This window comes from Allocoprococcus comes, from assembly GCF_013300725.1.
Taxonomy (GTDB): domain Bacteria; phylum Bacillota; class Clostridia; order Lachnospirales; family Lachnospiraceae; genus Allocoprococcus; species Allocoprococcus comes_A.
This window is the reverse complement of the sequence record NZ_JAAIMM010000042.1, coordinates 1-10336: the sequence shown is the minus strand read 5'-3', so window position 1 is coordinate 10336 and position 10336 is coordinate 1. Positions and strand designations below refer to the sequence as shown.

Annotated in this window: 7 protein-coding genes and 1 pseudogene; 7 read left to right on the top strand and 1 reads right to left on the bottom strand. The window is 39.6% G+C overall.

Going from position 1 to position 10336, the window contains the following annotated elements; genetic code table 11:
• Positions 1 to 450: 450 nt before the first annotated feature.
• The 7 genes from G4407_RS15455 (at position 451) to G4407_RS15425 (ending at position 9316) form a co-directional block, all read left to right on the top strand.
• Positions 451 to 2418, top strand: coding sequence for an ATP-dependent DNA helicase (locus G4407_RS15455; RefSeq protein WP_110102393.1), 1968 nt, complete (start codon positions 451 to 453; stop codon positions 2416 to 2418).
• 155 nt (positions 2419 to 2573) lie between these two features.
• Complete coding sequence (locus tag G4407_RS15450) at positions 2574 to 3698, top strand: tyrosine-type recombinase/integrase (protein WP_006426957.1); 1125 nt, start codon at positions 2574 to 2576, stop codon at positions 3696 to 3698.
• Between the two features lie 28 nt (positions 3699 to 3726).
• Positions 3727 to 5457 (top strand): tyrosine-type recombinase/integrase, encoded by a 1731-nt coding sequence (locus tag G4407_RS15445; RefSeq protein WP_007886448.1) that lies wholly within the window; start codon positions 3727 to 3729, stop codon positions 5455 to 5457.
• Between the two features lie 121 nt (positions 5458 to 5578).
• Entirely contained in the window at positions 5579 to 6946 is a 1368-nt protein-coding gene (locus G4407_RS15440) for a tyrosine-type recombinase/integrase (RefSeq protein ID WP_226853055.1), read from the top strand.
• On the top strand, positions 6921 to 7304 hold the full coding sequence (locus tag G4407_RS15435) for a DUF6262 family protein (RefSeq protein WP_015513361.1): 384 nt from the start codon (positions 6921 to 6923) through the stop codon (positions 7302 to 7304). The genes G4407_RS15440 and G4407_RS15435 overlap by 26 nt, the downstream gene beginning before the upstream one ends.
• A 140-nt stretch (positions 7305 to 7444) precedes the next feature.
• Complete coding sequence (locus G4407_RS15430; RefSeq protein ID WP_006426953.1) at positions 7445 to 8188, top strand: hypothetical protein; 744 nt, start codon at positions 7445 to 7447, stop codon at positions 8186 to 8188.
• Positions 8189 to 8359: 171 nt separating this feature from the next.
• A complete protein-coding gene (locus G4407_RS15425) occupies positions 8360 to 9316 on the top strand; it encodes an ABC transporter ATP-binding protein (RefSeq protein ID WP_330586132.1) in 957 nt (318 codons plus the stop codon).
• 115 nt (positions 9317 to 9431) lie between these two features.
• On the opposite strand, the pseudogene G4407_RS17045 reads toward G4407_RS15425, so the two are convergent.
• Positions 9432 to 9977: pseudogene (locus tag G4407_RS17045) on the bottom strand (DUF4368 domain-containing protein); the annotation flags it as partial.
• Positions 9978 to 10336 lie beyond the last annotated feature (359 nt).

Here is a 10336-nt window from a genome sequence, read left to right as displayed (position 1 = left end):
GTTCCCGTAAGTAGAAGCGTGGCAGGAAGACGCGAGGACAGATGAAAAGGGCATGGAAGAAATTAGACCAGAAAGTGAGAGGCAGAGTTCTTTTGTGGCGTTTTCGTTTCGAGCGAATCATCTTTAACTGAAACAGGACCGTGGCGGTCTTTTGCGAGGATCACTTACGAGGGGATAATGATACATAGGAACTGCCAGTGAGCAGAGGATGGACTTTGGGTTGTAATCAGCAAGACTTTTAGAAAATCCGTGAGCGGTGCAATGCCAAGCATCCGCCTGTAATGTTCCCGTAAGGCAATGGGGGAGTCGAGGACAAATACAACGCCAAAAATCAAAAGTATAAGAAATCAAGGAAGAATGTGTCGTTGATATCAGATACATACGGCTGTAGGGAGAAATCCTTTACAGCCGTATTGATGTGATATCAGCACGCATATCAGGTAACAAATTATGTATTACACAAGAGAATATCTCAATAGAGCGCATCGAGAAATTGATACTATTTTCCGAGTGCTGTTCCCGGAACATGGAATGGCAGTAAGGGAAGAACAGATTATGTTATGCCACAAAATGCTGGATAACCTGCTGGGAAGAAACATAGCACTGTGTGACGCGGGTGTCGGTATCGGCAAGACGTATGCCTATCTGGTGGCCTGTGTTCTGATGAGAAAATATTCCCTCCTTGCAGAAGGATGTTCCCCTTATGAGCAGCGTCCGGTCGTGATATCCACTTCCAGCATTGCACTCCAGAAAGCAATTCTTACAGAATATATCCCTTTTCTCTCCCGGATTCTTCAGGAGAACGGGACGATTCAGGCCCCTATTAAAGCTGTGATACGAAAAGGGAAAGAGCATTTTGTCTGCGATGAGAGGTTGGAGCACCGAATCGTTGCAATCGAAGAAAAAAACAAAAATGCGTTGCAGAAAGAAGCTCTGCTGTCGTTGAAAGAACATTATGATATGGACGAAGTGTCCAACTTAAGTGGGTTTGACAGAAGGATGGTGAGTGTACCGAAGTTCTGTTCGGGAGACTGCCCGAAAAGAGGCTCATGCAGGTATCAGCAGTATCTGGAGCGTTCCAGAGATCATGAAATGTTCATTCAGATCTGTAATCACAATTATCTGCTGGCTGATGGTTATCACAGGCTGCAGGATTACCGCCCGTTATTAAAAGACTACCGAGCATTGATTGTCGATGAAGCACATAAGCTGCCGGATGCGGCAAAGCAGATGTTTGGGAAGAGCCTCTGTTATGACGATATCCGAGAAATCTGCTTTTATCTTGGGAATGAGTACCAAGGCCCGGAGATAAGAAAACTGTCCGGGACGATCCGGATGGTGCTGGACATCATAGGAGAAAACCACAGAACCAGATATGGGATAAAAGAAGAATTCCACATGACAGAAGAGTGTGCAATGTATTTATATGAGGGGATACAGACCATGAATAAGATCATAGAAAAATTAGAAAAGAAGATTCCAAAGTGGATCAGAAACAAGCTGGAAGAAACCAAAAGTGTGCTGGAATGCTTTTTCCATCAGGATAAGAAGTATGTGCTGCATCTGAAGCAGGACCATGACCACCGGATTATATTGTGTGCATCCAGCAGAAGGATTCCACAGTATCTGGACCAGATGTTATGGAGCAGAGGAATGGGAGCGATTCTGACAAGCGGAACTTTAAAAACCGGACAGGGATTTTCCCACATTCGGAAAATGACAGGATTACAGAGAGTGCGGAGAGTCCGGGAATATGTGGCAGACTCCCCGTTTGAATATCAGAAGAACTGTCTGTTATATCTGCCAAAGAATTTGAAGACATGCAGAAGAGAAAGTCAGGAAGAGGCAGAGATGATAGCAGACCATATCCATTCACTGATCTGTTCGACTTACGGGCATACGCTAGTGCTGTTTACATCTTATCATTTGATGGGAAACGTTTACCAGATGTTAAGGGATGAAATTCCGTTCCCGATGATAGAGGTGTGGAGACATTCACCGGAAGAGATCACAAGATTTAAACAGATGGACAATGCTGTCCTTTTTGCAGCCGGCTCCTGTTGGGAAGGAGTAGACTTCCCTGGAGATATGGTATCTTCGCTGATTATAGTAAAACTGCCCTTTGCTGTTCCTGATCCCATCAGTGAAGCACAGAAGAAGGAATATGCCAGCCTGAAAGATTATATTCAGGCAGTGATTGTTCCAGACATGCAGAAAAAACTAAGACAGGGATTCGGACGTGCTCTCCGCACCGAGACAGATACTTGTGTCGTGTCCATTTTAGACGAGCGTGCAGGAGAAGGTGGCAGGTATCATGAGGAAGTAATGTGTGCGCTTCCGAGCTGCAAGATGGCAAAAGATATCAAGGATGTCCAGCACTTTATTCGAAACCGGAAAGGCGTGGAATACTACCTGTAACCGTTCGTGGTTCTGCTACAGAAAAAGCAGATTTTGCACGAAAAGTTTGGTGGTATTTCAAGGGCGTTTTCGGTGGGATTGTTGGTATTGATGAATAGCTATTTCGGCATGAAGTGGGTATACTGTGTATAGCGTTAGAGGAAAGGAGGCAGCTTATGATATACAAGGTGGAAACGATAAAAGATGGAACAGAAAAATATTTTTTCATCAGAAATCTGGAAACAATGAGTATTGAAGAACTGCCAAGTAAATATCTAATGCATAAGATTAAATGTAAACGTTCACCAAATACAGTGAAACGCACAGCATTTTCAATCTGCTATTATATGAAATATATGGCAGAGAAAGAAATGGAACTCACAGAAGTCTATCAGTTAGATTATGAAAAACAGACAGAACACTTTGTGGAATTTTTATACTGGCTTAAAGCCGGAAACCATACAGAGCAAACGGCTGGAGAAAAGAAGTGTCCGAATGAAGGAACCTGCAACGCATACTTAAAAGATGTGTTCAGGTTCTATTTATTTATAGAGGCAGAATATGAACAGTACGGAAGTCTCAAAACCTTATCGTATAACCAGATTATAGCGGTTAATCAGGTGGGAGTAAAAAAGGTACTGCGGAATCATTCTTTTAAAGCCTATCTGAAGGAAGAGGAACATCGTGGGAGAACAGCAAAAGAAAATCAGATTATTACAATTTTACAGGCCTGTACGAACCGAAGAGATCAGCTTCTGTTACTTATGTTAGCAGAAACCGGATACAGAATTGGGGAACTACTGGGAGTAAAATATGTCAAAGATATTGATTATAGGAATCACATGATAAGGGTATGCTTCCGGGAAGATAATGAAAATGAAGCGAGAGCCAAAAATGCGGAATACAGAAGTGCCAAGATAAGTAATGATACGTTTGAATTTCTCATGGATTATCTGGCAAAATATCGGAAAATCCTGCAACATCAGGATTACCTGTTTGTGAATATCATGGGTGAGAACATTGGAAAGCCATTAAGAGTGGACAGTGTATATGATATGTTGGACCGAATGGAAAAGAAAACCGGAGTTAAAATCACACCCCACATGTTACGTCACTATTTTGCAAATATGCGAAAGCAGGCAGGATGGGAACTGGAAATGATCAGTCAGGCATTGGGGCATAAACATTTGGATACGACTATAAAGTATCTGGACTGGCTGGATGATGAACTGATAGAAGCAAGTAATGAGTTTTATGCACAACACACTGCTATTTATGGGGCGGAACGTCTGCTGGAGTAGGGAGGTGTGAGAAATACCTATATATTTATTGCAACAGGCAGAACACATAACAGAATCTGAAGTAGATATTGAGAAGAAAAAGCAGGAACTATATTCAGAAATTGATGCACTTGGAATAAAAAGCGATTCAAGAATTAACAAATTGAAAAAGTTCTTGGCAGATAGAAAAATCTGGCATCTGGAAGAAATGGATTATCCTTTGCGAAATTCGTATGAACAATATTTAAGAGGACAGATACGATCACAAATTGTATCTTTCTATTTGAAAATATATGATACGGTAAAACAACAACATATCTATCAACAAATGCAGACGCTAAATGGAAAGCGGATATATGAATGGAAATATCAAAATAAAATTTATTTTCTGAAGTATTATCCGGAAAAGGAAATAGCTGAGACCTTTGAAACTTCTTATAAAACAAACCTATTGGTGTGGGATTTTACACAAAATTGTTCAGAAGTTTTAAAGAAACAAATTTTTTATACGTTGAGTCGTATCATTGCCAATACTTCAATGTCTAAGGCTTATAGAAATGTCAGGTTAAAATCCTTAAAACTTCTTTATGATTCTTGTGTTCAGTTAAATATTACGGATATTGGATTGCTGGAAATGGAACAAGTGGAAACTATTTTAAAGAATTTTCCCGAAACGAGTCAACGAAGTATTTTAGGTGAATGCAGAAGAGATGCGTTTATGCAGCAGGAACAGATCCAATGGGAAGCAAATGTATGGTATCTGGAACGATTACATCTTGGAAAACATCGGATAGACGAAAGTAAATCCTTAATTAGCATTTCTTTTATGGAAGTCAAGGAAATACAGAATCGAGAAATTTTACAGGCATACATGAAATATGAACTGGGAATTACTGGACAGGCAGTCAGCACGATTGTACGAAGATTTGTATGTATTAGAAATTTTATTGAACTGCTGGAACAAGAAAAGATACTGGCGATTCATGCAACTGTCGCAGAAGTAAAAAAGTATGCAGACGGCTTGCGAGAACGGGGAATACAGGCAAAGGGATTTAATGAAAGAATTTTCGGTATCGGTCATTTTTATAAATTCATGGAAGTTAAACAGTATATTACAAGAATGCCATTCCGAATTGAATATTTCCAACAAAAAGAAGTAATAGTACATCATGATCGTAGCGTTGAGGAAACAGTATATATGGAAATTTTGAAAAAATTATATCTTTTTCCAGAGCGATTACGATGTATGTTCCTACATCTGTGGTGTCTAGGATTACGGGCGAGTGAAGTGTGTACATTGAAAGGAAATGCTTATTATCAGCAGGGCGAGGATTATTGGATTCAGGTGTATCAGGTCAAAATGAAGAATTATAAAAGGATTCCAATCCCACAGGCACTTTATCAGATTATGAAAGTATACTTGAAAAAACATGAAATTCAGCCTGAAGAATTCATTTTTAAAAACAGCAGAGGTGGTGCTTGTCTATATGGTACATTCCGAACTCAGATGATAGAAGCGTGCCGGGAAAATAAGATTGCAAATGGAGAATATTTATTTCAATCACACGATTATCGACATACAGTAGCAACTATGTTTTATGACAGTCATGTATCACTGCAAAGTATCAGGGATTATCTTGGACATACTTATGAAGAGATGACAAGACAGTATATTGATTATATGCCGCAAAGGATTGCAAAAGCAAATGATGAGTTCTTTGAAATGCAAGGAAGTAGTTTAGCATCATGGCTAAAGAAAGAGGAAAAAGATGGAAAATGATATTATATACTTCAGCGATTTCCCCAATTTACAAGAAACAGGGACACGTAAGGATAATGGAAAATTTGATTTAACGTTGCTTCCAACGCAAGAATTAAAGGAAGAGTTTCGAGGTTATATTATGTATCGCTGCAAAAACGGAACGTTTAGAGCATTGATTCAGGATCGAACAGCTTATAATCATATTGCAAAGTTTTTGAACAGCAGAATAAATCGGAGAATCAAAAGCCTTGGAGATAGAAATCCAGAAAAATGGATATCACTTTTAAAAGGCTGGATGTTAGAACAGGGAATAACTATTGTAAAAGAAAAGAAGAGTGTGTATGGTACAGTAAGCTATGGCGAAGCAGTGACGATATTATATTTCAGAAACGTACTGAAATTTTTAGGGCCAGAAGATTTACGGGATGAGATAGAAAAAGATGTTTGGGAACTAAAAAATCTGGATATTAAAATCAGATCCAATCCAATTTATAATGTAAAAACACTGGATTTCAGAAAAATATATCAGCCAGATATCAGGGAAGAATGTAAGAAAGCTGTTTATATGAATCTGCAGTATGAAGCAATAGGAACTGTACAGGGAGAATTGACAATAATGAGGATATTCTCAGAATATCTCCAAAAAGAGTATTCCAAAATAAAAAGCTGCAGTGAAATAGACAGAGAAGTGTTGGAAGAATTTTTGATACATCTGTCAACAAAAGATACTTCCCATAGTGCGAATAGTTCTTATGTAATTTCATTAAGACGACAGTTAGAGACAATCGGAAAAATTTACAGCTATGAAAGATTGGAGCATTTATTTATTAATACGGATATTCCACCGGAAGTAAATGCAGAATTTAGAGTGTATTCTGATGATGAAATGAAACGACTGAATGCGGAAATTACACAGATGGATGTACAGATTGCAAGATGTCTTCTGATACATCAGATGCTTGGAACTAGGATATCAGATACCCTTACACTGAGACCAGATTGTCTGACGAGAGAAAATGGCCAAGATATGATTGAAATATATCAAGTTAAAACTAAAAGATATAAAAAACCGATCAGTAAAGAACTTGCAAAACTGTTACAGAGTTCTATTGAATATACACAGGAAAAGTTCGGTGATACAGAATACATATTTGTTAATGAAAAAGAACCTGACCGCCCGATGCAGTATATGGCTATAAAAACAAAAGTCATGTCCATGATACAGGAAAAGCAGTTGAAAGATGATCATGGCGAATTATTCGGGTTTGGAACGCACATGTTCCGGCACTACTATGGCGTCAAACTTACAGAAATGCATCTGGATGACTGGACGATAGCGAGACTATTGGGGCATAAAAGACTGAATAATGTACAGCATTACCGGAAAATGAGCAATCAAAGAATGGCAGACGAAACCAGAGAAGTAAGACAGAGGATGAGTGACATCATATATATGAGTCTGGCAAGATGGGGTGAAGAATATGAGCAAATACGACAAGATGATTGAGGAAAATCAGAGAAAAAGTAAAGAGAAAATTGAACTGGCATTGCAAGCAATACAAGATATGCTGGCAAATAAAGAACGTATCAGCGTTCCAAAGCTGATGAAGAAAACTGGATTGTCGAGAGGATTCTTTTATAAAAATCCAACCGTCCGGGATACATTGAACCAAGCAGTAGAGCAACAGGCCGGAATGATAGATCCAAGAAGAGAAATTCTGAACATGGCGATGGAAAAACAGATTGAACTGTTGAACCAGAAGGTGGCAGCTCTGAGCAGAGAAAATAAGGAACTGAAGAGAAAGAACGAAAAGTTACAGAAGGCATTACGGAAACAGGATTTGAATTTTATTAAGAACTTATAACATTGAAAATAATAAGATGGAAGAGATGTGTGCAGACACATCTTTTCATCGTTGAGGATAAAATATATAGAATGAGAATGGGATTGTTTTATGGTATACTAAAAGTGAAATGCTAACTTTGATATGAGGTATAAAACAATATGACAGAAATACAAATTAAAAATTTAATTAAAGAATATGAAAAAGAATATATTGAGTTTATGGAAATTGAGAAATTACCACAGTATAAGATAGATTTTTTTGAAATTAATGTTGAGGAAAGCGATGCAGCAGGATTCGCTTCAGCCGCCCAAGCTTACTATAATACGAAAACAGATGAACATATATTAAGGATATGCAAAAGTTCGGAAATACCAAGGTATATTGTGTTTCATGAATTTACGCATATTTTAGATACGGAAATGTATGCAAAGCAAGATTCTTGGAAATATATGGCTTTGTCTGGTTATACAGAATATCATGCAGCACAAGTTGAATTGATGATAATGTTAGGAGCAGATAGTATACAAACTCAAGATTTTTCATTTACAGTTGATGTTGAAATAGGTAATAGTACAGTTAGGAATTACCTAAACTCAAGACATCAATTAGTAGTGAATATGATGAATAGAACAGATTTTCCAAGAGATATTGAAGCATTAAAAACAACGGTAGGTGTGCTATATAATTATTTTGGAGTGCGTTCTATATGTAAAATGTATGCGAAAGATTATACTGAAGAAGTGGATAACACAATTATTATTCAGAAACTTTCAAAAGTATTATTTGAAGAGATAAATAGCTTTATGGTTGGATGGTTTAATGAAGCACAAGTAGAGCTGAGCTTTGTGTCATATATGAAAATAATGTGGCCTATGCTTCAAAGCTATTTTGGAAAAGAATGAAAGATAGTAACAGTAAACACAGTTTTGTATACAGTTAAACCCAGTAAAATCAACGCATGAGGGGAACTGGCTACATTTTACCAAAATGAACTGCCCCCCGGAATCGCCGTGACATTAGCACAATTTTTCTTACGGTTTGGGATTGTGGCGGTATTGCTTGCAGGTGGTCTGATGGTTGCGGATGGAAGCCTTTCGGTTACCATGTTTATTTTATATCTTGTTATGGCCGGGCGTGTATATGAGCCATTTGGTTCATCGTTCATGCTGATGGCGGAAATGATCTCATCTCTTGTCAGTATTAAACGGACAAAACAAATGGAGGCTATCAAGGAGCAGGGCGGGCAGCCTGTCTGCAATAATCAGGGATATGATATTGAATTTCAGGATGTTGTGTTTACCTATCATGCAGATTTGGAGGATACAGCTGTTTCTGGCAGACATGGCGAGCGTGTCCTGAATGGTGTTTCCTTTGTGGCAAAGCAGGGTGAGATTACTGCGTTGATAGGCCCGTCAGGAGGCGGAAAATCTACCGTTTCCCGACTGGCGGCAAGATTTTGGGATGCTGATTCCGGCAGGGTTTTATTAGGCGGTGTGGACGTTACTACAGTAGAGCCTGAAACGCTGTTCAAAAATTATTCGATTGTGTTCCAGGAAGTTACTTTGTTTGATCAATCCGTCATGGAAAATATTCGGCTGGGGCGGCAGAATGCCACCGATGAGGAAGTGCTGGCGGCGGCAAGGGCCGCGCAATGCGAGGAGTTCGTATCACGGCTACCAGAAGGCTATCAAAGCAATATCGGAGAAAATGGGTGCATTCTTTCCGGCGGTGAGAGACAGCGTATTTCGATTGCCAGGGCAATCTTAAAGGATGCTCCTGTTGTAATATTGGACGAGGCCACCGCTTCTATGGATGCGGAAAATGAAACCCTTGTCCAGCAGGCGTTGTCAGAACTGCTGCAAGGAAAAACTGTGTTGGTGATTGCTCACCGCATGAGGACGATTGCAAATGCGGATAAAGTTGTTGTTTTGGATCACGGACAGGTCGTGGAAATGGGAACGCCAACAGAATTATTAGAAGAAAACGGGTTGTTCCAGCGATTGGTTGCAGCACAAGGCGGACACTTATAAAAATGCAGATATTTGCATGTGCGTTAAATAATCAAACAATTATTCGCAATTTGAACATCACATATTTAGCCAAAATAAAAGGCCCTCCCCCTGCATGGGGAGGGCTTCGCTGTTCTTATGCTACAATCTCCGGGATTTCCCCGACAAAGCCATAAACAATCCTGACTTCCTGCACCTTCTGGCCGTCCACCTTCTTAACCTCGCCAATCAGGATTTTGCTGATAAGCCGGTTCAGTGCGGACTTCGCTTTCCTGTGCATCCGCCAGGCTCTGCATCACCGCCAGATCGTGTAGGCACTTCTGGTTGGCTTCCTGCTCCTGTTCCAGCACCGCCGTCATCTTCATAAACCGCTGCTCGGTGAGGACGCCTTTGGCCTTATCCGTATACAGGATTAAAACATCCCGTCAATTTCCTGATTCCGGGCTTCCAGCCGTTTCCGTTCCTTCTCTGTCTGGGAAGCGTCCACCAGATACCGACGCTCCATCCGGCTGCTAAGCCGCTGGTAGAACGCATCGGCGTCCTTCATGGCCTGAGCCGCCAATTCCTGTATATCCTTCAGCACCAGATTGTACAAATCCCTTGCTTCAATCTTGTGGCTGTTACAGGCGTTCTTACCCAGCCGGTTGTAGGTCTGGCAGATATAGTATGCTGTGGCAGATGGTGTTATGGCAGTACATATGGCAGAAAAATATACGGGGAAAATGTAAAGTGAACTCCGCCTTTTTGCATAGGAATTGTTTTGTTAAGTTAAATAATGAAACAGAAAATAGCCATTTTGATAGACCATATTACTATAAATAATCAGAATTTGAATAGTGAACTTTTTATACTGAAATATGTACGATTTCAATAATGACATGAACTTATGGGAACGTATAGCGGATACTTTGTGAACTTTATCCTGATACAATGATTATGCTGATGAAAGAAGGCATAGATAACTGAATACAAGAAAGAGACGAAAGGGGGATGTGAAAAAACTCGATTGAGTTTTTTCGCATCTCCCTTTTTGTACCTGTT